The organism is Rhizobium sp. SRDI969, from assembly GCF_025152725.1.
GTDB lineage: Bacteria > Pseudomonadota > Alphaproteobacteria > Rhizobiales > Rhizobiaceae > Rhizobium > Rhizobium leguminosarum_I.
Window position 1 is genome coordinate 2,105,659 of sequence record NZ_CP104035.1, and the last position, 22,379, is coordinate 2,128,037.

The 22,379-nt window shown below is 60.9% G+C and carries 24 protein-coding genes, 1 tRNA gene and 1 riboswitch; of the genes, 14 read left to right on the forward strand and 11 right to left on the reverse strand.

Translation table 11 applies throughout. The features are described 5' to 3' along the window. Positions 1-186 precede the first annotated feature (186 nt). From N2A41_RS10635 to N2A41_RS10645, 3 genes are all read left to right on the forward strand, one after another. Entirely contained in the window at positions 187-681 is a 495-nt protein-coding gene (locus N2A41_RS10635) for a peptide deformylase (protein ID WP_260110901.1), read from the forward strand. 98 nt (positions 682-779) lie between these two features. After that, positions 780-1,298 (forward strand): BON domain-containing protein, encoded by a 519-nt coding sequence (locus N2A41_RS10640; protein ID WP_260110902.1) that lies wholly within the window; start codon positions 780-782, stop codon positions 1,296-1,298. 308 nt (positions 1,299-1,606) lie between these two features. Continuing rightward, complete coding sequence (locus N2A41_RS10645) at positions 1,607-1,972, forward strand: hypothetical protein (protein ID WP_222385086.1); 366 nt, start codon at positions 1,607-1,609, stop codon at positions 1,970-1,972. Positions 1,973-2,067: 95 nt separating this feature from the next. Here the strand turns inward: N2A41_RS10645 and N2A41_RS10650 are convergent, their stop codons facing one another. Beyond that, on the reverse strand, positions 2,068-2,712 hold the full coding sequence (locus tag N2A41_RS10650; protein ID WP_222294846.1) for a methyltransferase family protein: 645 nt from the start codon (positions 2,710-2,712) through the stop codon (positions 2,068-2,070). Between the two features lie 261 nt (positions 2,713-2,973). Beyond that, positions 2,974-3,693, reverse strand: a complete 720-nt coding sequence (lipB, locus tag N2A41_RS10655; protein WP_260110903.1) for a lipoyl(octanoyl) transferase LipB — start codon at positions 3,691-3,693, stop codon at positions 2,974-2,976. A 182-nt stretch (positions 3,694-3,875) separates the two neighbouring features. On the opposite strand from lipB, the gene N2A41_RS10660 reads away from it, so the two are divergent. The 7 genes from N2A41_RS10660 to sugE all read left to right on the forward strand — a co-directional run bounded on the left by N2A41_RS10660 (position 3,876) and on the right by sugE (position 9,848). Continuing rightward, positions 3,876-3,960, forward strand: a tRNA-Leu gene (locus N2A41_RS10660). A gap of 97 nt (positions 3,961-4,057) precedes the next feature. Continuing rightward, a complete protein-coding gene (locus tag N2A41_RS10665; RefSeq protein ID WP_017964428.1) occupies positions 4,058-5,008 on the forward strand; it encodes a DMT family transporter in 951 nt (316 codons plus the stop codon). Between the two features lie 97 nt (positions 5,009-5,105). Beyond that, on the forward strand, positions 5,106-5,810 hold the full coding sequence (locus tag N2A41_RS10670) for a hypothetical protein (RefSeq protein WP_260110904.1): 705 nt from the start codon (positions 5,106-5,108) through the stop codon (positions 5,808-5,810). 75 nt (positions 5,811-5,885) lie between these two features. Then, entirely contained in the window at positions 5,886-7,895 is a 2,010-nt protein-coding gene (locus N2A41_RS10675) for an acetyl-CoA carboxylase biotin carboxylase subunit (RefSeq protein ID WP_260110905.1), read from the forward strand. A gap of 426 nt (positions 7,896-8,321) precedes the next feature. After that, positions 8,322-8,720: a hypothetical protein gene (locus N2A41_RS10685; RefSeq protein ID WP_222385090.1), complete on the forward strand. Its 399-nt coding sequence runs from the start codon at positions 8,322-8,324 to the stop codon at positions 8,718-8,720. A gap of 132 nt (positions 8,721-8,852) precedes the next feature. Beyond that, the gene (locus N2A41_RS10690) at positions 8,853-9,320 is read left to right on the forward strand and encodes a YaiI/YqxD family protein (RefSeq protein WP_017964432.1); all 468 of its coding nucleotides are present in this window, start codon (positions 8,853-8,855) and stop codon (positions 9,318-9,320) included. Between the two features lie 213 nt (positions 9,321-9,533). After that, positions 9,534-9,848 carry a quaternary ammonium compound efflux SMR transporter SugE gene (gene sugE, locus N2A41_RS10695; protein ID WP_260110906.1) on the forward strand — a complete coding sequence of 105 codons (315 nt, stop codon included), beginning with the start codon at positions 9,534-9,536 and terminating at the stop codon, positions 9,846-9,848. 42 nt (positions 9,849-9,890) lie between these two features. On the opposite strand, the gene N2A41_RS10700 is transcribed toward sugE, so the two are convergent. The 7 genes from N2A41_RS10700 to crcB all read right to left on the reverse strand — a co-directional run bounded on the left by N2A41_RS10700 (position 9,891) and on the right by crcB (position 15,495). After that, entirely contained in the window at positions 9,891-10,283 is a 393-nt protein-coding gene (locus N2A41_RS10700) for a DoxX family protein (protein WP_003559672.1), read from the reverse strand. A 137-nt stretch (positions 10,284-10,420) separates the two neighbouring features. After that, positions 10,421-11,953 (reverse strand): acyl-CoA carboxylase subunit beta, encoded by a 1,533-nt coding sequence (locus N2A41_RS10705; RefSeq protein WP_260110907.1) that lies wholly within the window; start codon positions 11,951-11,953, stop codon positions 10,421-10,423. A gap of 103 nt (positions 11,954-12,056) precedes the next feature. Then, positions 12,057-12,518: a hypothetical protein gene (locus tag N2A41_RS10710; RefSeq protein WP_260110908.1), complete on the reverse strand. Its 462-nt coding sequence runs from the start codon at positions 12,516-12,518 to the stop codon at positions 12,057-12,059. Positions 12,519-12,585: 67 nt separating this feature from the next. After that, positions 12,586-13,371: an ATP12 family chaperone protein gene (locus N2A41_RS10715; RefSeq protein WP_260110909.1), complete on the reverse strand. Its 786-nt coding sequence runs from the start codon at positions 13,369-13,371 to the stop codon at positions 12,586-12,588. Positions 13,372-13,380: 9 nt separating this feature from the next. Further along, positions 13,381-14,034, reverse strand: coding sequence for an HAD-IA family hydrolase (locus tag N2A41_RS10720; RefSeq protein WP_260110910.1), 654 nt, complete (start codon positions 14,032-14,034; stop codon positions 13,381-13,383). Beyond that, the gene (locus N2A41_RS10725; RefSeq protein WP_017964438.1) at positions 14,031-15,023 is read right to left on the reverse strand and encodes an RluA family pseudouridine synthase; all 993 of its coding nucleotides are present in this window, start codon (positions 15,021-15,023) and stop codon (positions 14,031-14,033) included. Before N2A41_RS10725 ends, N2A41_RS10720 begins: the two co-directional genes overlap by 4 nt. A gap of 94 nt (positions 15,024-15,117) precedes the next feature. Continuing rightward, the gene (crcB, locus tag N2A41_RS10730) at positions 15,118-15,495 is read right to left on the reverse strand and encodes a fluoride efflux transporter CrcB (RefSeq protein WP_170278152.1); all 378 of its coding nucleotides are present in this window, start codon (positions 15,493-15,495) and stop codon (positions 15,118-15,120) included. 122 nt (positions 15,496-15,617) lie between these two features. Between crcB and N2A41_RS10735 the strand changes: the two genes are divergently transcribed. Next, a complete protein-coding gene (locus tag N2A41_RS10735; protein ID WP_222385094.1) occupies positions 15,618-15,884 on the forward strand; it encodes a hypothetical protein in 267 nt (88 codons plus the stop codon). Between the two features lie 123 nt (positions 15,885-16,007). Here the strand turns inward: N2A41_RS10735 and N2A41_RS10740 are convergent, their stop codons facing one another. Together N2A41_RS10740 and N2A41_RS10745 are read right to left on the reverse strand one after the other, a co-directional pair. Beyond that, the gene (locus N2A41_RS10740) at positions 16,008-17,036 is read right to left on the reverse strand and encodes a DUF1775 domain-containing protein (protein WP_260110911.1); all 1,029 of its coding nucleotides are present in this window, start codon (positions 17,034-17,036) and stop codon (positions 16,008-16,010) included. A gap of 73 nt (positions 17,037-17,109) precedes the next feature. Next, complete coding sequence (locus N2A41_RS10745; RefSeq protein ID WP_222385096.1) at positions 17,110-17,490, reverse strand: hypothetical protein; 381 nt, start codon at positions 17,488-17,490, stop codon at positions 17,110-17,112. A 157-nt stretch (positions 17,491-17,647) separates the two neighbouring features. After that, positions 17,648-17,740, forward strand: a riboswitch (glycine riboswitch). A 156-nt stretch (positions 17,741-17,896) separates the two neighbouring features. Between N2A41_RS10745 and gcvT the strand changes: the two genes are divergently transcribed. The 3 genes from gcvT to gcvP are packed head-to-tail and all read left to right on the forward strand — an operon-like array spanning position 17,897 to position 22,283. Further along, positions 17,897-19,033, forward strand: coding sequence for a glycine cleavage system aminomethyltransferase GcvT (gcvT, locus tag N2A41_RS10750; RefSeq protein ID WP_162117087.1), 1,137 nt, complete (start codon positions 17,897-17,899; stop codon positions 19,031-19,033). Between the two features lie 23 nt (positions 19,034-19,056). Then, entirely contained in the window at positions 19,057-19,419 is a 363-nt protein-coding gene (gene gcvH, locus N2A41_RS10755) for a glycine cleavage system protein GcvH (RefSeq protein ID WP_017964444.1), read from the forward strand. Beyond that, entirely contained in the window at positions 19,419-22,283 is a 2,865-nt protein-coding gene (gcvP, locus tag N2A41_RS10760; protein WP_260110912.1) for an aminomethyl-transferring glycine dehydrogenase, read from the forward strand. Before gcvH ends, gcvP begins: the two co-directional genes overlap by 1 nt. Positions 22,284-22,379: the final 96 nt, after the last annotated feature.

Consider the following 22,379-nt stretch of genomic DNA (forward strand, 5'->3'; position numbering starts at 1 on the left):
GTTGGCCGAAAACACATTATCAACAAGCGGATAAGTGAATCCAGCGCGAGGCTCCCGCGGCCGGAATTCTTGGCCCCTGCTAGCCCAAAGCACCGGTGTCGTAAAGCGGCAAACCGCGCTTCGTAATGACAAGGCCCGCGGCCGGCGATAGTTTCCTCACCCGTCCAAGCAGAGGAAGCCTGCCCCATGCCCATCCGTCCGATTCTGCGCTATCCACATCCGGGCCTGAAGACTGTCTGCGCGCCGGTGACGGCCTTCGATTCCTCGCTCGCCACGCTTGCCGACGATCTGCTGGCGACGATGCGCGCAGCCCCCGGCGTCGGCATCACTGCCGCCCATATCGGTGTCTTCAGCCGTGTCACGGTGCTGGAACTCGACAAGGCCGACGGCGTGCGCCTCTATGTCAATCCTCATATCACCTGGTTTTCGAAGGAGACGGTGAGCCATACCGAAGGCAGCGTATCCATGCCTGGCGCGACCGACGAGGTGACGCGCCCGCGAGCAATCCGCTTCCGCTATCAGGATGCCGAGGGCGCCGTGCACGAGGACGGTGCCGAAGATTTCCTTGCCATCTGCATCCAGCACGAAGTCGACCAGCTCGATGGCATTTTCTGGCTGCAGCGCCTCTCGCGGCTGAAGCGCGACCGTCTCGTGAAGAAATGGGAGAGGGCCGAGAGTTAACAATCACAACTGACAATCACGGCTGACAAATCGCCGTCCGCACCGAACCATTCGCCGCTGCCGGCGTTTCCAGCAAAAGCAAGAAAGGAGCGACTGCAATGGCAAGGATCGGTGACAAAACCCCGATTTCCCGGGAAAAGCCTGAGCTTTCCCGTGAAGAGGATTATCGCGACCTCGAAGAACGCAACCTCGATGACGGCTGGCCCTATGCCGATGACAGCGGCGCCGGCACCGGCGGCCCGGATAATGGCCCTTACGGCGAGACTGCGGCCAATTTCGACAGCGATCCCAACAAGGGCTTCCGGATAGACGGCACGGATGAGGACGGCAACGAGAACCGCCTGAAGGATTCGCTGCGCGCCGATACGATCGAACGCGATGAAAGTGACGAGCTGGAAGCGCGGGTGAACGACAATCTCGAAAACATCCCTGATGTCGATATCGACAGCATCGAGGTTCATGCAGACGGTCACGTCGTCACCCTGGAAGGTTCGGTGGAAACGATCGGCATCGCCCGCAAGGTCGAACTCGCCGCGCTTTCGGTCGACGGTGTCCATCATGTGCGCAACAAACTGCAGCTGACCGGTGTCGACGCGCATATCCCGAACGAGGACTAGCGTCACGCATACGGACAATCGGCGGAAGGCGCCGATGCCTCCCGCCCGCCTGTTACATTACCAAAAGTTAACAATTTCAGATTGTAGCCCGATACGGCTTTTGAGGTACCGTATTTTGCCGTTTTACTTAGGCAGGTTTTGTAACGCGAACGTCAATTTCGTTGATAACACCGTGATTTCATTTGGACAAAAGGTCGCGGCTGCGTCGCCTTTTTATCACAAAATTGCCTGAATTGGGGCGCGAACTCGTGTTTGCCGAGGGTTAGTTTATGTTGTGGAATTCAACAACAGATTGAGGAGATAGACCCATGCGCATCAAATTTACCCTTGCCGCTTCCCTGTTCGCCGTCAGCCTTGCAGGCGCTGCCTTCGCCCAGCCGACCTATTCCGATGACTACACCAACGACAGCGACGGCTTCGCGCCGAGCCCGACGTCGAAACCGGCCCCGGTCCACTACAGCAGCCGCAAGGCCCCGGCCTATTCCAGCGACTATACCAATGACAGCGATGGTTTTGCACCGAGCGCCATGGCAGCCCCTGCCGTCGACAAGACCGCAACGGCCAGCATCACGCCGCTGCCCCCATGCCACAGCATGATCGGCCCGAAGGGCTCCCACACCAAAGGTGCCGACAGCGGCGCCTCCCGCACCGAAGCATGCCGCGCGACGCATTGAACCGATAGAAGACCTGGATCCGATTAAAGAAAGGGATCCGACAAAAGAAAGGGCCGGAAACCGGCCCTTTCTTTTCAATCCATCTTTATGTCGTCTTAGAATGCCAATGGAACGAGCCGGTAACGGGTCGTGGCCATGAAAGCCTCGTAAGCAGGATCCTGCTTGAGCAGACCTTCTTCCGCCAGGAGGCGGAAACATTGTGCGGCCAGGGCCGTCGCATAGATGGCGAAATTCCAAAGGCTCGGATGAGCCAGGAAGAAGCCGATGTGTGTCATCAGATATCCCGCATACATCGGGTGGCGGATAAATTTGTAAGGCCCGCCGATCTTGACGCCGCGATTGGCCGGCACCAGGCCGAAGCTTCGCCGCAATGTCAGCTTTGCCGATATCTGCAAGATGAAACCGAGCGCCATCACCGTCCCGCAGAATGCGAGCGGCGCTAGCGGCTGTGTCGCGGAGGGCGCGGCAAGCAGCGGAAAGATCGTGCCAATGGCGGTAACCGTCCAGTCGAAGAAGCGTAGCGACGCATTTCTCGTCGGCCGGCGGGTCAGGATGAGGAATGCGGCAGCTCCCTCCGAAACGATCAGCAGGCAGTCGATGATCGCGCGATCGTCCTGCATCTGCGGCAGGACCCGCATGACGATCCCAACGAAGAAATAACCGATGAGAACCTTCTCGATAATATCGACAACGAAATACACATCGAGGAACGACCAACTTGCCGCTGCTTTTTTTCTCATTGTCCTCGGACTTCCATATTCACACTGCTGTGATGTCCTATATATATTTCCGCCGCTAATTATCGGTTAAAACGCTGGCTCAGATCTGATGGTGAAGCGATTGCCGAGCCTGACGGTAGAAAGACTCGAACGTCCAAGGGTTCCTCGACAGCGACCTCAACGCCACGCGACCGCCAAAGCTTCCACGAAGCATTGTTCCCCTAGAAACAGCCGAAACCAGCCTTTCTTTCCGATACAAATTGCCCCGGTCGCCGCGATCAGTCAGGTCTCGCCGGTCGTTTCGCCGAAAACCGCTTCGAAGGCGGTGCGCAGCCGGATATCGACATCAGCCACCATCACCGGCAAGCCAAGATCGACGAGGCTGGTCACGCCATAGGCCGATATCCCGCAGGGCACGATGCCGCCGAAATGATCGAGATCGGGATCGACGTTGAGCGACAGTCCGTGGAAGGTCACCCATTTCCGCAGTCTTATGCCGAGGGCGGCGATCTTGTCCTCGGCCATCGTCCCATCGGCCAGCAATGGCTTTTCCGGCCGGCGCACCCAGACGCCGACGCGATCTTCACGTCGCTCACCGCGCACATTCATCATGTCGAGCGTGCGGATGACGACATCTTCAAGGGCGGCAACGAAGGCGCGCACGTCCTGACGCCGCCTCTTCAGATCGAGCATGACATAGGCGACGCGCTGGCCGGGCCCATGATAGGTGTATTCACCGCCACGCCCGGTCGCAAAGACCGGAAAACGGTCCGGCTGGACGAGGTCCCTCTTATTGGCGCTGGTGCCGGCAGTATAGAGCGGCGGATGTTCGACGAGCCAGACGAGCTCATCACCGCCATCTGATATCACCGCCACCTCGCGCTCCATCGTCTCCACCGCCTCCTCATAGGGAATGAGGCCATCGGCGATGCGCCAACGGACCGGCCGCGTGCCGAGTTGGGGAAGCATGGAGAATTCGAGATCGGTGCGAAGCATGGCCATTCCTTGCCGCTCTCCCCGAAATGCCTGTGAAATAGGGGCGGCCGGACAGCTATATGGACCCGTTTCGGGGCCAATTCAAATGCTGTGACCGGTTTTCAAAAAAACTGTCATATCGCCCTTGTGCACCCCAGATGCTTTTGCTACATGCTGCCCCGCCGACGCAAATCGGCACCTACCACGATGCGGTCGTGGCGGAATTGGTAGACGCGCAGCGTTGAGGTCGCTGTGGGGCAACCCGTGGAAGTTCGAGTCTTCTCGACCGCACCATTTCCCTTCAGGGAAACGCTTTCTAAGCGAAGATTTCGTTTTCACCTCGAAGCCATTTGCGATTGCTCGGCTTGATCGCCCGGCCTTCTCATGGTTGATGGCGTCATCCTCGCAAGAATCAGCGGCCATGTCAGCGTCCCATCAAAATCCCCTGCAGGGCATGGCCATCATGTCCGGCGCCATGCTCATCCTGCCGACCATGGATGCGATCGCCAAATATATGGCGACCTTCGAGGCGATGTCGCCGGGTCAGGTGACCTTCTACCGATTCTTCTTCCAGATTGCCTGCACCCTGCCGATTCTTTTCGCCCTTTTCGGGCTGAAGGCGCTCTCGGCCAAACGGCCATGGATGAACCTGCTGCGCGGTGTGCTGCACGGTGCTGCAAGCCTGCTGTTCTTCGTCGCCGTCAAATACATGCCGCTCGCCGATGTCTTCGCCATCTATTTCGTCGAGCCCTTCATGCTGACCGCCCTGTCGGCGCTGTTTCTCGGCGACAAGGTCGGCTGGCGGCGCTGGACAGCGATCGTCGTCGGTTTCGCCGGCGCCATGATCGTCATTCAGCCAAGCTACGAAATTTTCGGCTTGAAGGCGCTGCTGCCGGTCGCCTGCGCCTTTCTGTTCTCGCTCTATCTCTTCCTCAACCGCGCCATCGGCGAGGCCGATTCGCCGCTGACCATGCAGACAATGGCCGGCATCGGCGGAACGGTCTTCATGGCGGCTGCCCTTCTCGTCGGCAGCAGTTCCGGCAATGCCGATTTTACCGTCTCCCTGCCCTCCTCCATGCTCGGCCTTGTCCTGCTTCTCGCCCTCGGCTCGATCTCGGGATATGCGCATATGCTGGTGGTCCGGGCTTTCCGGCTCGCGCCGCTGTCGCTGCTTGCGCCGTTCCAGTACTTCGAGATCATCTCGGCGACCGTTCTCGGTTATGCGCTGTTCAACGATTTCCCGAGCTTTTCCAAATGGATCGGCATCTTCATCATCGTTGCCTCTGGCCTCTTCATCATCTGGCGCGAGCGGCTGCAGGCGCAATCGTTAAAATCTTCCTGACCTCGGGAATGTCGGGTTAACTCCTCTTCTTGAGGGATCGTCAATTCGCCGGCGCTAAAATTGTCTCCGGTTTCATGATGAAGCCTGGAGTTAAAACATGAGCGAATTTCGTCTCGCTTTTCCGGCCTGTGTGGTGGCCGGCAAGCATCGGCTGACGGCCGAAGATATAGTGCTGCTGCGCAAACATGCTTTTCCGGAGGGCATCCGGACATCCGACGATGTCGTGGCGATGTTGGCGCTCAATAATTCCTGCCCTGAAAAATGTGCCGCTTGGAACGCTTTTTTCGTGGAGCAGCTCGCCGGCTTCATCGTTCATTATACCTATCCGCAAGGCTCGCTTGATGAAATCAACGTCGCCTGGATCATGCGCATGTTTACGACCGATAGTGTCGTCAACTCGGCGCTGGAACTCGAGCTCATTCTTCACGTCATGGAGATCTCGGCCGATGTCCCGGGCGAGTTGAGAGCGCTCGCCCTCGATCAGCTCCGCCTGGCGATCACCGACAATATCGGTGGCTACAAGCTGTCGCGTGCCGTCGATCGCCGGGGCATCACCCGCCAGGACATCGATTTCACGATGCGCATCTTTAGAAGCGTCGCCGAAGGCGGCGTTATCCCCGTCTCGTCGGTCGAATATGGTGTGCTCCAGCAGATCGAGCAGGCAACTCTGGCCTGCGCCAATCATCCGCACTGGGCGGGGATCATGGCCGCCGTCAAGCTGCGCGACTATGCCGAGCCGCGGCGCAGCCGCTGGCTGCGCATCGTCGACGAGGAACCCGTCTCGGAAGCCGCTGTCGCTTGACGCTCCGCAAGCCTGATTGTGCGTTCCGGTGTTTTATGCGTAAAACTCCGGAATGCATTTCTGGGTGGAGTCTCGATGTTCAAGAAAATCCTGATCGCGAATCGCGGCGAAATCGCCTGCCGCGTGATCAAGACTGCGCGCCGCATGGGCATTCTGACCGTCGCGGTCTATTCGGATGCGGATCGGGACGCGCTGCATGTCGAGATGGCCGACGAGGCTGTTCATATCGGCCCGGCCGCAGCGTCGGAGAGTTATCTGGCTGCCGAAAAGATCATCGCGGCCTGCAAGGCGACGGGCGCCGAGGCGGTGCATCCCGGTTACGGCTTCCTGTCCGAACGCGCCTCCTTCTGCGCCGAACTGGAAAAACAGGGCATCGTCTTCATCGGCCCGAAGCCGAAGGCCATCATGGCGATGGGCGACAAGATCGAATCGAAGAAATTCGCCAATGCCGCCGGTGTATCCACAGTGCCTGGCCATCTTGGCATCATCGAGGATGCGGCCCATGCGGAGGTGATCGCTGGCGGGATCGGTTATCCCGTCATGATCAAGGCATCGGCTGGTGGCGGCGGCAAGGGCATGCGCATTGCATGGAACCAGGCAGAAGTGCGCGACGGCTTCGAGCGTGCCCGCTCCGAGGCGAAAAGCTCCTTCGGCGACGACCGCGTCTTCATCGAGAAGTTCGTCGTCGAACCCCGCCATATCGAGATCCAGGTGCTGGCCGACGCGCATGGCAATGTCGTCTACCTCGGCGAACGCGAATGCTCGATCCAGCGGCGGAACCAGAAGGTGGCGGAAGAGGCGCCCTCGCCCTTCCTCGATGATGCCACCCGCAAAGCGATGGGCGAGCAATCGGTGGCGCTGGCCAAGGCCGTCGACTACCAGAGCGCCGGCACGGTCGAATTCATCGTCGACCACGACCGCAATTTCTATTTCCTCGAAATGAACACCCGCCTGCAGGTCGAACATCCCGTAACCGAACTCATCACCGGCATCGATCTTGTCGAGCAGATGATCCGGGTCGCAGCGGGAGAGCCCCTTCCCCTCACCCAGGAGGATGTCAGGCTCGACGGCTGGGCGATCGAGAGCCGGCTCTATGCCGAAGATCCCTACCGCAACTTCCTGCCCTCGATCGGCCGCCTGACAAGTTACCGCCCGCCGGCGGAAGGCAGGACCGGCAATGTCGTCCTCCGCAACGATACCGGCGTCTTCGAGGGTGCCGAGATTTCGATGTATTACGATCCGATGATCGCCAAGCTCTGCACCTGGGCGCCGACACGGCTTGAGGCGATCGACGCCATGGGCCGGGCGCTCGACGGCTTCGTCGTCGATGGCATCGAGCACAATGTTCCTTTCCTGTCGGCGCTGATGAAACATCCGCGCTGGCGCGAAGGCCGGCTGTCCACCGGCTTCATCGCCGAGGAATATCCCGATGGTTTTGCGCCGATGAAACCGGACCCGGCGGAAGAAGCCGTGCTTGCGAGCATTGCCCTCTCCGCTTCGCTGATTGAGACGAACCGCCGCGAACGTTTCGCCGATCGCCTGCGCGCCGCATCGGGCGCGTTGCGCGAAGATTGGATGGTCAAGATCGGCGACAAGTACGTCGCGGCACGATTGCTCGATGGTCTCGTCACCATCCCCTTCGATATGGACATCGCGATCGAGGGCGAGAACAACAGCGTTGTCACCGATTGGAGACCGGGCGACCCAGTCTGGAGCGGCAAGGTCGGAGGTCGCGACATTGCCGCGCAGATTCGCCCCGTTCTAAACGGGTTGCGTATCGACTGGCAGGGGCTTTCGGTGATTGCCAAGGCCTTTTCGCCGCGTCATGCCGAACTCGACAGGCTGATGCCGGTAAAGCTGCCGCCCGATACCTCCAAGCTCCTGCTCTGCCCGATGCCCGGCCTCGTCGTCGCCATCGCAGTTGCCGAGGGCCAGGAGGTCAAGGCCGGTGAGACGCTTGCGATCGTCGAAGCGATGAAGATGGAGAACGTGCTGCGCGCCGACCGCGATCTCGTCGTCTCGAAGATCAATGCCGCGGCCGGCGAAAGCCTGGCCGTCGATGCCGTGATCATGGAATTCGCCTGAGAGGAAGAGACCGGGCGAATGGCTGTTTTCGCTTGAGCCGAGTTCGTCGACCTTCGCGTCGGGGCTTGGCCAAGTCAGTGGTCATCGGCAGGCCGGCGCCGGCCAGGAGACCTCCATCTTGTCACCGACCGACTGCCGAAGATCGTCGCCTGATACTTGCGAGGTAAGAGCCAAACCGAGCCGATAATCACCCACAACGACGCCGCTTGAAGACATCAACAGAAGCATCGAGCTGATGCACCAGGGCAAGAGCATCCGCTGCGTGGTCTTGTACTAAACACTGCCATAAAGACTGCGGGCTTGAAGTAAAACTGCCCGCTACCCCAAAAATAACTGGCCGGATCTGCAAAGGGCTTCACCAAGTGTGAAGCCCTTTCGTGTTACCGCTTCGGTGCTTGGCACTCATGCTTTGGCAAAGGGGACCCTATGATCTTTCGGACTGTTATTTCGGCTTGCGCATTTGTGTTACTGCCCGCCATCGCACTTGCGGACCCCACAGGTTCCTACAAGGTCGCCGGCACCAGCGAGGACGGCAGCGAGTATCGGGGCACCGTCAAGGTGCTTCGCAACGGCGAGACTTATATCGTCGACTGGATGATCGGCAAGAACGAGTCGATCGGCACCGGCCTCGGCGCAAAATTCAGTGGCGATCGTTTCGAAATGGGTCCGGCAAGCGACGAGGACACGGCGATCTCCGTCGGTTACGTCTCCAAGGAGAATTTCGGCATCGCCATGTATTTCGAGCAGCCGGACGGCAGCTGGCAGGGTGTCTGGACCTATGGCGGCTCGGAAAAGGTTTCGAGCGAAATCTGGACTCGTGAGTAAACCGCGCGTATCAGGCGTCGGCATTGGATCCGGAAGTTTTTAGGTCCGGATCTAAATCAAAGAATTAGAGCATGATGTCTTGCGAAAACCGCACACTTTTCGGCCTCGTGCTCTGAGTGAGGTAAACAGCCTTTGATCTATGTCGACGCCGATGCCTGCCCGGTAAAGCCGGAAATCCTGAAGGTAGCCGAACGCCACGGCCTCGAAGTTACCTTCGTTGCCAATTCCGGCCTGCGCCCCTCGCGCGATCCGATGATCCGCAACATCATCGTCTCCAACGCCTTCGATGCCGCCGACAACTGGATCGCTGAACGCGCCGGCACGGGCGACGTCGTTGTCACCGCCGATGTGCCGCTCGCCGTGCGCTGCGTCGCGACCGGCGCCTTCGTCAGCGGACCCACAGGGCGCGTCTTCGACGAGACCAATATCGGCATGGCAAGCGCCATGCGCGATCTCGGCGCGCACCTGCGCGAAACCGGCGAGAGCAAGGGCTACAACGCCGCCTTCAGCCCGAAAGACCGCTCACGCTTCCTCGAAACCTTCGATCGCCTCTGCCGCCGCGCCAAAAGCCTTGCCGCGGAGGCTGACGGGCAGCCGTGATGCAGCAACTAAAGGTGCGATAGCGTCCTTTGCACGTCTGAAAGACGCGCGGCGCTGTAAGCGGCAAGAAGCGGCCGGCATGGCAGCTGTGCCGATTCCGATCTTGAACACCGCCGCTTCCTCACGCATATAGGCTTCATCGCAGACGACTGCGGCATCCTCCAGGATGCAACTGTCGCGGGGACGGCCTCGCTCTTCAACAAGGAGAGTCGCATGGCCTGGTTTCTGCTATTTCTCGCCGGTCTTTTCGAATGTGGTTGGGCAATCGGCCTTAAATATACCGGTGGCTTCACCCGGCCGCTGCCGACGGCGCTGACCGTCATATCGATGGTCATCAGCATCGTGCTGCTCGGCCTGGCGGTGAAGCATCTGCCGATCGGCACTGCCTATGCGGTCTGGACCGGCATAGGCACGGTCGGCACCGTATGTCTCGGCATCTGGCTGCTTGGTGATCCGGCAAGTGTCTCCCGCCTTGCCTGCATCACGCTGATCGTCGCCGGCATCGCCGGTCTCAAGCTTACCGCCTGATGTGAGGTTGAGGGGCGTCGCCGACGCCCCTCAGTGTATCGTTCAGGCTGCTTTGCGGTTATCGACGGCAAAAGCGCCGGGACCGGAGAAGAACAGGTAGAGGAAAACGAAGCAGAACAGGATCGCGGCGTCGCCCTGGTTGACGGCCGGGAAGAAGCTGTTCGGGGCATGCGCCATGAAATAGGCGACCGCCATTTCGCCGGCCAGCAGGAAGGCGACAGGCCGCGTCAGCAGGCCGACGAGAATGAGGATACCGCCGATCAGCTCAAGAAGGGCGGCGAAAAGCATCAGCGGCGGCAACGGGCCGGCCATCTGCGCAGCCGGGAAAGCGAAAAGCTTCATCGTGCCGTGTTCGATGAACAGCAGCGCGGTGATGATTCTGAGAGCGGCCAGCCCATAGGGGCGATAGGCAGAAAGACGCTCGAAAGTTGACATTAAACCTCTCCTTTAAAACAATGAGAGTCGAGCGTTAGCCTGTCCTCCGCAGGGATTGAACACACGGATCGCTGACGGCCGTTCACTTTTTCGACAGCTAAACACCTGAGCGGACAGTTTTATTCGTCGGCCAGCCGTCAAAGCGGAATGTTGTCGTGTTTCTTCCACGGATTGGCGAGATCCTTGTTGCGCAGCATCTTTAGACCGCGCGCCAGCCGCCGGCGGGTCGAGTGCGGCATGATCACCTCATCGACATAACCGCGCTCGGCGGCGACGAAGGGCGAGAGGAACCGGTCCTCATACATTTTCGTATGCGCGGCGATCTTTTCGGGATCGGCGATATCCTTGCGGAAGATGATCTCGACAGCACCCCTGGCGCCCATCACGGCGATCTGCGCCGTCGGCCAGGCATAGTTGAGGTCGCCGCGAAGATGCTTTGACGCCATCACGTCATAGGCGCCGCCGAAGGCCTTGCGGGTGATGACGGTGAGCTTCGGCACCGTCGCCTCGGCATAGGCAAAGAGCAGCTTGGCGCCGTGCTTGATGAGGCCGCCATATTCCTGCGCCGTCCCTGGCAGGAAGCCCGGCACGTCGACGAAGGTGACGATCGGAATGTTGAAGCAATCGCAGAAGCGCACGAACCGGGCCGCCTTGCGCGAGGCGTCGCTGTCGAGAACGCCGGCCAGCACCATCGGCTGGTTGGCGACGACACCGACGGTGGAGCCTTCGACGCGGCCGAAGCCGCAGACAATGTTTTTGGCAAAGCTCGCCTGGATCTCGAAGAAATCCCCCTCGTCCGCCACCTTCCGGATCAGTTCCTTGATGTCGTAAGGCTTGTTGGAGCTCGCCGGCACCAGCGTATCGAGCGACATGTCGACCTCCGTCACCGACTGATAGCATTCGATCTCGGGCAGCGGCGCGGTATTCGAAAGCGGCAGGAAATCGATCAGCCGGCGCACCTGCAGCAAGGTTTCGACATCATTGTCGTAGGCGCCGTCGGCAATCGACGAGCGAACCGTATGCACGATAGCGCCCCCGAGTTCTTCCGCCGTCACCGTCTCGTTGGTGACGGTTTTCACCACATCGGGACCGGTAACGAACATGTAGGAGGTGTCCCGCACCATGAAGATGAAATCGGTCATGGCAGGCGAATAGACATCGCCGCCGGCGCAGGGACCCATGATCACCGAGATCTGCGGTACGACGCCGGAGGCGAGCACATTGCGCTGGAATACCTCCGCATAACCGCCGAGAGCCGCCACGCCCTCTTGGATACGGGCGCCGCCCGCATCATAAATACCCACGATCGGCGCGCGGTTCTTCAGCGCCATGTCCTGCACCTTCATGATCTTCTCGGCATGCGCTTCCGATAGCGAGCCGCCGAACACGGTGAAGTCCTTGGCAAAGACGAACACCGTTCGGCCGTTGACCGTGCCCCAGCCGGTGACGACGCCGTCGCCGGCAATACGGCTCTTATCCATGCCGAAATCGGTGGAGCGGTGTTCGACGAACATGTCGAACTCCTCAAACGAGCCTTCGTCGAGGAAGAGGTCGATGCGCTCGCGCGCCGTCAGCTTGCCGCGCTTATGCTGGGCGTCGATACGCGCCTCGCCGCCGCCGAGGCGGGCAATGCCCCGGCGCCGTTCCAGTTCCTCGAGAATTTCCTTCATGCGATCTCCCTCGCCGCTGCGGGCGGCAATCCGGCGGTTAGATTATGCGCTAGAGCAAGATGCCGAAGAGTGTGAGCGGTTTTCGGGCAACATCATGCTCCAATTATTTAGCGCCGCGCCCGCTGAGTGAGAAAACCGAGCGTATCCTTGCCGCGACGTCATCGGCCAGAATCTCGTCGGCAAGCTTGGGATCGGCGGCGATGCTGGTCACGTCGAAGGCACTGACGGCGATGACCGAGCCGTCTTCGACCGAGGCCGCATCGATGCTGATCTTGGCGACGTTGCGGTCCTTCTGGAAGCCGAGGCCCTTCTGGACGGAAACCACGCGGATCGTCAGCACCACCCGCGGCAGCACGGTGTCGCGCACGGTAGCGTTGATCGCCGCGTTGACGCGATCGTTGACGCCGGAAAGCAGCTCGGCCGGCATGTTAGGGCCGGAGAGAACGACGGCGCTGCGCACATCATAGACCGGCGCCGCCGGCTTGGTGGCCGAGAGGCTGCCGCAGGCCGTGAGCGCGACACAGATGAGTGTCGCCCGGCAAAAACACGACCTCAGCCAATTCATTGCAAAATCCCGCACCACCCCGTTGGAGTCGCAGACTTCGTCATAATGCATTGGAAGGCAATATGTTTCAGGCGCTTAGGGCGAAAAAAACATCCGCTGCGGCTTTGAACTCGGCAAAGCGCTTGGCACGCCGCTGCTCGGCTTCCTCGTCGCTGCCCCAATGCTCGATCGTCCAGTCTTCGTCGAGATGGGCCAGCGACCAGGCCTCCTCCACCGTCACCCGGCCCTCGGCCAAGGCGAGCGCCAGGATCGCCGAGCCGGTCAGCGTGGTGACTGTGTGGAGCGCGGCAAGTGCCATCGGGTTATCATATCTCGCGAGTGTGACGGCGAAGGCGGCCGTCGCCTCGCGCGGCTGCTCATGCGGCATCACCCCTTCGACGAGGATGAACCGGGCGCCGAGATCATTCGCCGCCCAGTCGATCACCGGATCCCAGCGCTCGGCTTGGCGCTCGACCAGCAGTTCCGGCTCCTCGGCGCGGTAGCAGATGAGGTCGCTGGCGGAAAAGCGCAGAATATCTTCGAAGATCGCCTGCGCATTGGCGGCAACGCCGTCGAGTGCGGTGTTGACGAGCCGCGTCACCGGCATGCTCATAGGATTGATCTCCTCGCCCTGCGCCTGCCATTCGGCAGCGACAAGCCGCGCCAGCGCCTCGGTCGGCACGGCGAGAACCTGCCGCGCCGGTGTGCGCACCATCTTGCCGTCGAGCGTAATCGCAAAACCGCCCTCGTGCTCGGCAACGGCGACATCGGTATAGAAACGCTTCGGCAGCGGCTTCTTCATCTGGATCTGCGCGCGGCGGATGGGATCGGGATGGCTCAGGCCTTCGGAAAGGTCGTTCAGCAAATCGCGCATGGGCTCACCTCAGGAAAAATGACGCAATATCTCGTTCGGATGGTAGGCGATCGCATCAGCGCCGTTGGCGATCAGCTCATCCACGCTGGCATAGCCCCAGGCAACGCCGATCGCCTTGGCGCCGGCAGCCTTTGCCATCTGCATATCGTAAACCGCATCGCCGATGACAATGGTGTCGGCAGCATTCATGCCGGTTTCATCGCAGCATTCCGTCACCATGGCCGGATGCGGTTTGGAGGGGCAATCGTCGGCGGTGCGTGCGACGATGAAATGCTTGTCGAAACCATGCGTCTCCATCACGAGATTGAGCCCGCGGCGGGATTTACCCGTGACCGCGCCGATCAGCAGGTCGTCGCGCCCGATGATCGCATCGATCATCTCGCCGATGCCGGGAAACAGCGGCTCTTTGTAATCGATATCCTGACGCACGATCGAGAACAGCGATTTGTAATGCGCCGTCATGTCGACGTCTTCCTGCTCAACATGTGGCCTGCCCAGCATGCGGGCAATCGCGATATCGAGGGACAGGCCGATAATGGCCTTGGTGTCTTCAAAGCGCGGTTCCGGCTTGCCGAACTTGTCGAAGGTCCTGCGCATGGTTTCGTGGATCAGACCGGCGCTATCGACCAGTGTGCCGTCGCAATCAAAAAGCGCCAGTTTCATTCGGCGTCCCTTTCGGCACCGGCGAGGTCGAGGCCGAGAAGGTTCCAGGTCTGCACCATATGCGACGGCAGCGGCGCGGTGACGCGCAGGCGCCCGCCGGAGGGGTGCGGGATGTCGATGCGACGTGCGTGCAGATGCAGCTTCTTCTGGACGCCGCCTGGAAAATCCCAATTCGGATCGTCGTCGAAATATTTCGGGTCGCCGATGATCGGATGGCCGATATGCAGCGCGTGCACACGCAGCTGATGGGTACGGCCGGTATAGGGTTCCATCTCCAACCAGGCGAGGTTCTGGGCGGCGGTTTCGAGCACGCGATAGAAGGAAACGGCGTGATCTGCTCCGTCCTCGCCGTGTTTGGCGATCCGCATGCGGTCGCCGTCGATCGTCGGCTCCTTGACAAGCCAGGTCGAGATCTTGTCCTCGTGTTTGCGCGGCACACCCTTGACCAGCGCCCAGTAGGTCTTCTTGGTATCGCGCTCGCGGAAGGCGGCTGTCAGTTTCTGTGCTGCGCCGCGTGTGCGGGCGATGACGAGAACACCCGATGTGTCGCGGTCGAGACGGTGAACGAGCCGCGGCTTCTCGCCCTTCGGGCTGGTCCAGGCTTCGAGCATCTGGTCGATATGCCTGGCCACACCCGAGCCGCCCTGCACCGCAAGACCAGGAGGCTTGTTGAGCACGATTACCTTTTCGTCCTCATGCAGCACCATGCGCGACAGCAGCTCGAAATCCGTCGAATGCTTGAGATCCTTGCCGGCGATCGGTCCGGATTTCAGCTTCGCATCGACGTCGAGCGGCGGCACGCGCACCGTCTGGCCGGGCTGCACGCGCGCATCCGATTTGACACGTCCGCCGTCGACGCGCACCTGGCCGGAGCGCAATAGCTTCTGCAGCGGACCGAAGCCGAGCCCCGGAAAGTGCACCTTGAACCAGCGATCGAGCCGCATGCCCGCTTCGTCAGGTTCAATCTTGATATGTTCTATGCCAGCCATAAGAAATCTTTCGGAAATTGCAGCGCAGGCCGAGCCGGCGTTCTTGCCGCAGCCTTTAGAGCATTTTCACGCAAAACGGAAACCGGAATCGAAATCAGGCCAAAGCGCGCATGGTGGCGAGCCCGGCTATGACGGCCGCCATTGAAAATCCGACGCTCGCAGCAATATAAATACCGCCGGCGACGGTCTCGCCGCGCTCGAACAGCGAGATGGCGTCCAGCGAGAAGGCCGAGAAGGTAGTGAAGCCGCCAAGGAAGCCGGTGATCAGCAGGAGGCGCAATTCCACCGAGGCGTTGAATTTCCGCGCGATCAGTTCTGCGAAGACGCCGATGACGAAGCAGCCGACGACATTGACGGTAAGCGTGCCCCAGGGGAATGCGGGCCCCATCAGTTTCAGCGCCCACCGGCCGACATAATACCTGAGAACGGAACCGATAGCGCCGCCGAAGGCGACAAGGAGAGCCTGGATCATGAGCCGGATTTACCGCGTTGTGAAAGTGATTCCAATCGAGCTCATATGAATTCTTACCATTTTGTAAAATGCCAATGATTTTCTTATGAAGGCACCAAGATCACGCCGATACGGTGACTGGCATGACCCAGCTCCTGTCCGTATCGGCCAATACCGCCGCCATTGCTTTCGAGTCGCTGCGAATCCCGCAGCGTGTCGCGACGAGCACTGCGGCGCGCGACGCACGGCGCGTTGCCGACCGGCAGTTGAAGCCCGAAGGCACTGAGGAAATAGACGAGCCCTCCAGCATCATCCAGTCGACCGAAGTGGCACTCGACCTGATGGCCAAGGGCAACCGCCAGCCGCAGGCCGGCCTGAAACAGGCGCTGCGATCCTACGAAGACTTCTGAGGCGATCGCCTTCCAAACGACAGCCCGCGACTGCGGTTACAGTCGCGGGCTTTTCTGATTTAACGACAGCGCCGCGCGTCTTTTCAGACGCGCAAAGGACGCTGTAGCACTTTGAATGGCCTCTCACTTGCCCTGGGCGGAGAGCACCTGCAGGACCAGATCGACTTTGCCGGCCTTTTCGAAGGTCAGCGTCACAGGCACCGTGTCGCCCTGCTTGAACGGCGTCTTCACCTTCTGGAACATCAGATGCAGGGTGCCGGGCTCAAGCTTGATCGTCTCGCCCGCGGCGATGGCGACACCGTCCTTCAGCTGGCGCATCCGCATGACGTTATCCTTGGTCTCCATCTCGTGGATCTGAACCTCGCCTGATACAGGCGACGTCACGGACAGCAAGCGATCGTCCGTCTTGCCGTTGTTTTTCACTGTGAAAAAGCCGCCGCCGACCGGCTGGCCGGGCAGCATTGCCTTGGCGAACCCGCCGGAGATTTCGAGATCGCCGGCCTTGACCGTTTCGACAACCGGTGTAGCAGCGCCCATGCCCGCCGTCCCGCTCATGTTCATACCGGACATGTCCATGCCGGCCATATCCTCATGGTCGTGACCGTGGTCTTCGCCGGCCATGACCTTCAAAAGCGGTGCCGGGCTTTTCAGCCCATGCGCATCGCCGCCTTCTTTTGCCACCTGGTCCCAGGCCGTGACCATATCGCCGCACATCTGTGTCACCGGAAAGGCGAGCGAGGTGCCGGCCTCGACGCCTGATACTTTCCCCTGGATGACGAAAGTGTCGTAGAAATCGTCGGCGAGATTGCCGTTCTTCCAGCGCACTTCGATCGCGCCCTTGTTCACCCTGTCGCCGTGATTGTCGTAGGTCTTCTGATAGTCGCCCTTGATCACCTCGAGCTCCCAGCCGGCTTTCGGTTGCGGTTTGGCGAAGACGAAGCCTTCCGGCAGCTTGACCCGCACTTCCGTGGTCGCCTTGCCGTCGCAGCCGTGCGGCACCTGCAGCGTGGCGAGAATGGTGCTGTCCTGCGTCGCTTGCTTGTCGAGGAAGCTCACATGGGCCTCGGCGCCGGCAATGGCGGTTGCGGAAAGAAGGGCGGCAAGCCCTAGCGTTTTGCCGAAGGTCTTGCCAAAAGTCTTGATGGTCTTCATCGGATATCTCCTCGCCGGCCGCGGTATTTTCTCGGGCGGACCGGCATGCTGAATCATAGGCGGTGGAGGAAGATCAGACGAGAATGGGAGGCGCGCGCGAATTCGGCCGCCAGACGGCGCTTGCGCCTGAAACGGCCGATGTTTCGATCGGCGCGTTGATCAGCGCAGCGAGTTCGCGCTCGAGCCAAGAGTCCGCATCCGGCGTCGGCAGGATGGTGGAGACCGACAGCCGGCAGGCTTCGCAATTCGGCTTGAAGGCAATGGTCTTGCCGTCGGCATCCTTGACGGTGACGCAGAGCGAGGCGAAGGTGCCGTCGGGCAGCACATAGGCCGCGGCATCGTAGCCTTCGGCAGCGACAGCCTGCGGCGCCTGATGGGCAAGGCCGAGCAAAAGCAGGCTCAATGCGCAAAGCATGCGCAGGAAGAGCGTCGCTTTCAGTCCGGTCTGCCGCATGAGATCCCCTTCAACAGAAGGCCGCGATAGCCGGTTTTAGCACGGAATGCAAAAGCAGATTTGCCTGAGATCAACGCTTGCTGGGAATAAGACGACAAAAATTTGCCCGGTCACGACATTTGGTCTTGCCAAGTGCTGCACCCACCGGATAATTGCGCCAACCTTGTTGGGAGAAGCCGGTGCGTTTTTTGCCGGTGCCGAAGGAGCAACCGCCCCGGAAACTCTCAGGCAAAAGGACCAGCAAGGGGCAGACGGAACTCTGGAGAGAAGCGTTCTCGAAACGCTCGCCGAAGGGATAACAATCTCAGGCACAGGGACAGAGGGGGCTCAGGAGAGAAGTGCGCAACCGCGCCTTCAGATTTGAGCCCGCGCCTTCTGGGGAAGGCGCAAACCCCGGAGGCGTCTTTTGGACGATACTGCTGCCCTGAAGAAAACCCCGCTGCATGCCCTGCATCTTTCGCTTGGCGCCCGCATGGTGCCGTTCGCGGGCTATGACATGCCGGTGCAATATCCCGCCGGCGTGATGAAGGAACATCTTCACACCCGCGCCGAAGCCGGTCTCTTCGATGTCTCCCATATGGGCCAGGTCATCGTGAAGGCGAAATCGGGCAGCTACGAAGATGCGGCGCTAGCGCTCGAAAGCCTGGTGCCGGTCGATATCCTTGGCCTTGCCGAAGGCCGCCAGCGCTACGGCTTCTTCACCGACGATACCGGCTGCATTCTCGACGACCTGATGATCACCCATCTCGACGACCACCTTTTCGTCGTCGTCAATGCCGCCTGCAAGGAAGCTGATGTAGCCCATCTCAAGGCCCATATCGGCGACCAGTGTGATGTCACCGTCCTCGACCGCGCGTTGATCGCGCTTCAGGGACCACGCGCGGTCGAGGTTCTTGCCGAACTCTGGGCCGATGTCGCGGCAATGAAATTCATGGACGTGCGCCACTGCCGCCTGCACGATGTTTCCTGTCTGGTCTCGCGCTCCGGCTATAGCGGCGAGGACGGCTTCGAGATCTCGATTCCATCAGACAAGGCCGAAGATGTCACCATGCGGTTGCTCGAACATCCCGATGTCCAGCCGATCGGCCTCGGCGCCCGCGATTCGCTGCGCCTCGAAGCCGGTCTCTGCCTCTATGGCAACGACATCGATACGACCACCTCGCCGGTCGAGGCAGCGCTGGAATGGGCCATGCAGAAGGCAAGGCGCGGCAACGGTGCGCGCGCCGGCGGCTTCCCGGGCTCCGGCCGCATCCTGTCCGAACTCGAAAACGGCGCCGCGCGCCGCCGCGTCGGCCTGAAGCCGGAAGGCAAGGCGCCGGTGCGCGGCCATGCCAAGCTCTATGCCGATGCTGAGGGCAAGGTCGAAATCGGCGAAGTCACTTCGGGCGGCTTCGGTCCCAGCGTCGAAGGCCCCGTCGCCATGGGATACGTGCCGGTCTCCCACGCTGCGCCAGGCACGCTCGTCTACGCCGAGGTGCGCGGCAAATATCTGCCGATCACCGTCAGCGCCCTGCCCTTCGTCACACCGACCTACAAACGCTAAACCTTTTCCAGAGAGGACGAACAATGCTGAAATTTACCGAAGAACACGAATGGCTGAAGATCGAAGGCGGCGTTGCGACGGTCGGCATCACCAACTATGCCGTCGATCAACTCGGCGACCTGGTTTTCGTCGAGTTGCCGGAAGTCGGCGCGACCTTCTCCAAGAACGGCAATGCCGCAACCGTTGAATCCGTCAAGGCTGCTTCCGACGTCTATTGTCCGCTTGATGGCGAGATCACCGAGGTCAATCCGGCCATCGTTGCAGATCCGTCGCTGGTCAATTCCGATCCTCAGGGCGCCGGCTGGTTTTTCAAGCTGAAGCTTGCAAATGCTGCCGACGCCGATGGCCTGCTCGACGAGGCGGCCTACAAGGAGCTCACTGCGTAATGACGACGCCGACAGAATTCCAGTTCACCGACTATCAGCCCTACGATTTCGCCAATCGCCGTCATATCGGCCCCTCGCCGGCCGAGATGACCGACATGCTGAAGGTGATCGGCTATAACAGCCTCGACGGCCTGATCGACGCGACGTTGCCGCCCTCGATCCGCCAGAAGGAGCCGCTCGTCTGGGGCGCGCCGATGACCGAGCGCGAGGCGCTCGACAAGCTGCGCGAGACCGCCAACAAGAACAAGGTGCTGGTCTCGCTGATCGGCCAGGGTTACTACGGCACCATCACGCCGCCGGTCATCCAGCGCAACATCCTGGAAAACCCCGCCTGGTACACCGCCTATACGCCTTATCAGCCGGAGATCAGCCAGGGCCGCCTGGAAGCGCTGTTGAACTACCAGACGATGATCTGCGACCTGACCGGCCTCGACGTCGCCAACGCCTCGCTGCTCGACGAGGCAACCGCCGCCGCCGAAGGCATGGCGATCGCCGAGCGCGTCGCCAAGTCGAAAGCGAAGGCCTTCTTCGTCGATGCAGACTGCCATCCGCAGACCATCTCCCTCATCCGCACCCGCGCCGAGCCGCTCGGCTGGAGCGTCATCGTCGGCAATCCCTTCACCGATCTCGATCCCGTCGACGTCTTCGGCGCGATCTTCCAGTATCCCGGCACGCACGGTCACGTGCATGATTTCACTGGCCTGATCTCGCGCCTGCACCAGACCGGCGCCATTGCCGTGGTCGCCGCTGATATCCTGGCGCTGACGCTGCTGAAATCGCCCGGCGAAATGGGTGCCGATATCGCCGTCGGCTCCTCGCAGCGCTTCGGTGTCACGGTTGGCTACGGCGGCCCGCATGCAGCCTATATGTCGGTCAAGGATACCATCAAGCGCTCCATGCCCGGCCGCCTCGTCGGCGTTTCCGTCGATGCCCGCGGCAATCGCGCCTATCGCCTGTCGCTGCAGACCCGCGAACAGCATATCCGCCGCGAGAAGGCGACGTCGAACATCTGCACCGCCCAGGTGCTGCTTGCCGTCATGGCCTCGATGTATGCCGTCTTCCACGGCCCGAAGGGCATCAAGGCGATCGCCCAGCAGGTGCACCAGAAGGCCGTGCTGATGGCCAAGGGGCTGGAAAAGCTCGGTTACAAGGTCGAACCCGACACCTTCTTCGACACCATCACCGTCGACGTCGGCCACATGCAGGGTCTGATCATGCGTGCCGCCGTCGCCGAAGGCGTCAATCTGCGCAAGGTCGGCGAAACGAAAATCGGCATGAGCCTCGACGAACGCACCCGGCCGGCGACGCTCGAAGCCGTCTGGCGCGCCTTCGGCGGCAATTTCACCATTGCCGATTTCGAGCCCTCCTATCGCCTGCCGAAGGGCCTGCTCAGAACCAGCGATTACCTCGCCCATCCGATCTTCCACATGAACCGCGCCGAAAGCGAGATGACGCGTTATATCCGCCGGCTTTCCGATCGCGACTTGGCGCTCGACCGCTCGATGATCCCGCTCGGCTCCTGCACGATGAAACTCAACGCGACGGCGGAAATGCTGCCGATCACCTGGCCGGAATTTTCCGACATCCATCCCTTCGTGCCGGCTGATCAGGCACTCGGCTACCGCGAGATGATCGACGACCTGATCGAAAAGCTCTGCGCCGTCACCGGCTACGACGCCTTCTCCATGCAGCCGAATTCCGGCGCGCAGGGCGAATATGCCGGCCTGCTGACCATCCGCAACTATCATATCGCCAATGGCGATAGCCATCGCGACGTCTGCCTGATCCCGACCTCGGCACACGGCACCAACCCGGCCTCGGCCCAGATGGCCGGCATGAAGGTGGTCGTCGTCAAGGTGCGCGAAAACGGCGATATCGATCTTGACGATTTCCGCGCCAAGGCGGAGCAGCACGCCGAGAACCTCGCCTGCTGCATGATCACCTACCCTTCGACGCATGGCGTCTTCGAGGAGACCGTCAAGGAGATCTGCGATCTCGTGCATGAGCATGGCGGCCAGGTCTATCTTGACGGCGCCAACATGAATGCCATGGTCGGCCTGTCCCGCCCCGGTGACATCGGCTCCGACGTTTCGCATCTCAACCTGCACAAGACCTTTTGCATTCCGCATGGCGGCGGCGGACCCGGCATGGGCCCGATCGGCGTCAAGGCGCATCTGGCACCCTATCTGCCCGGCCATCCCGAAACCGACGGGCGTTCGGGTGCGGTTTCAGCCGCCGCCTTCGGCTCGGCCTCGATCCTGCCGATCTCCTGGAGCTATTGCCTGATGATGGGCGGCGAAGGCCTGACGCAGGCAACCAAGGTGGCGATCCTCAACGCCAACTATATCGCCGCCCGGTTGAAGGGCGCCTATGACGTGCTCTACAAATCGGAGACCGGCCGCGTCGCGCATGAATGCATCATCGACACCCGCCCACTGGTCGACAGCGCGGGCGTCACGGTCGACGACGTCGCCAAGCGCCTGATCGACTGCGGCTTTCACGCGCCAACCATGAGCTGGCCGGTCGCCGGCACGCTGATGATCGAGCCGACGGAAAGCGAGACCAAGGCCGAACTCGACCGTTTCTGCGAGGCGATGCTGGCGATCCGCGAGGAAGCCCGCGCCATCGAGGATGGCCGCATGGACAAGGTGAACAACCCGCTGAAGAACGCCCCGCACACGGTGGAAGATCTCGTCGGCGAATGGGATCGTCCTTACAGCCGCGATCAGGCCTGCTTCCCGCCCGGCGCCTTCCGCGTCGACAAATACTGGTCGCCGGTCAACCGCGTCGACAACGTCTATGGCGACCGCAACCTGATCTGCACCTGCCCGCCGGTGGAAAGCTACGCCGAGGCGGCGGAGTAGCAGCCATTCGGCAAGCCCTTCCCACGAGTTGGGAGGGGCTTGCCGCTTCTGGGGCAGAAGGATCAAATTTAACCTTTCTTAGCAAGTCTCTGTTAG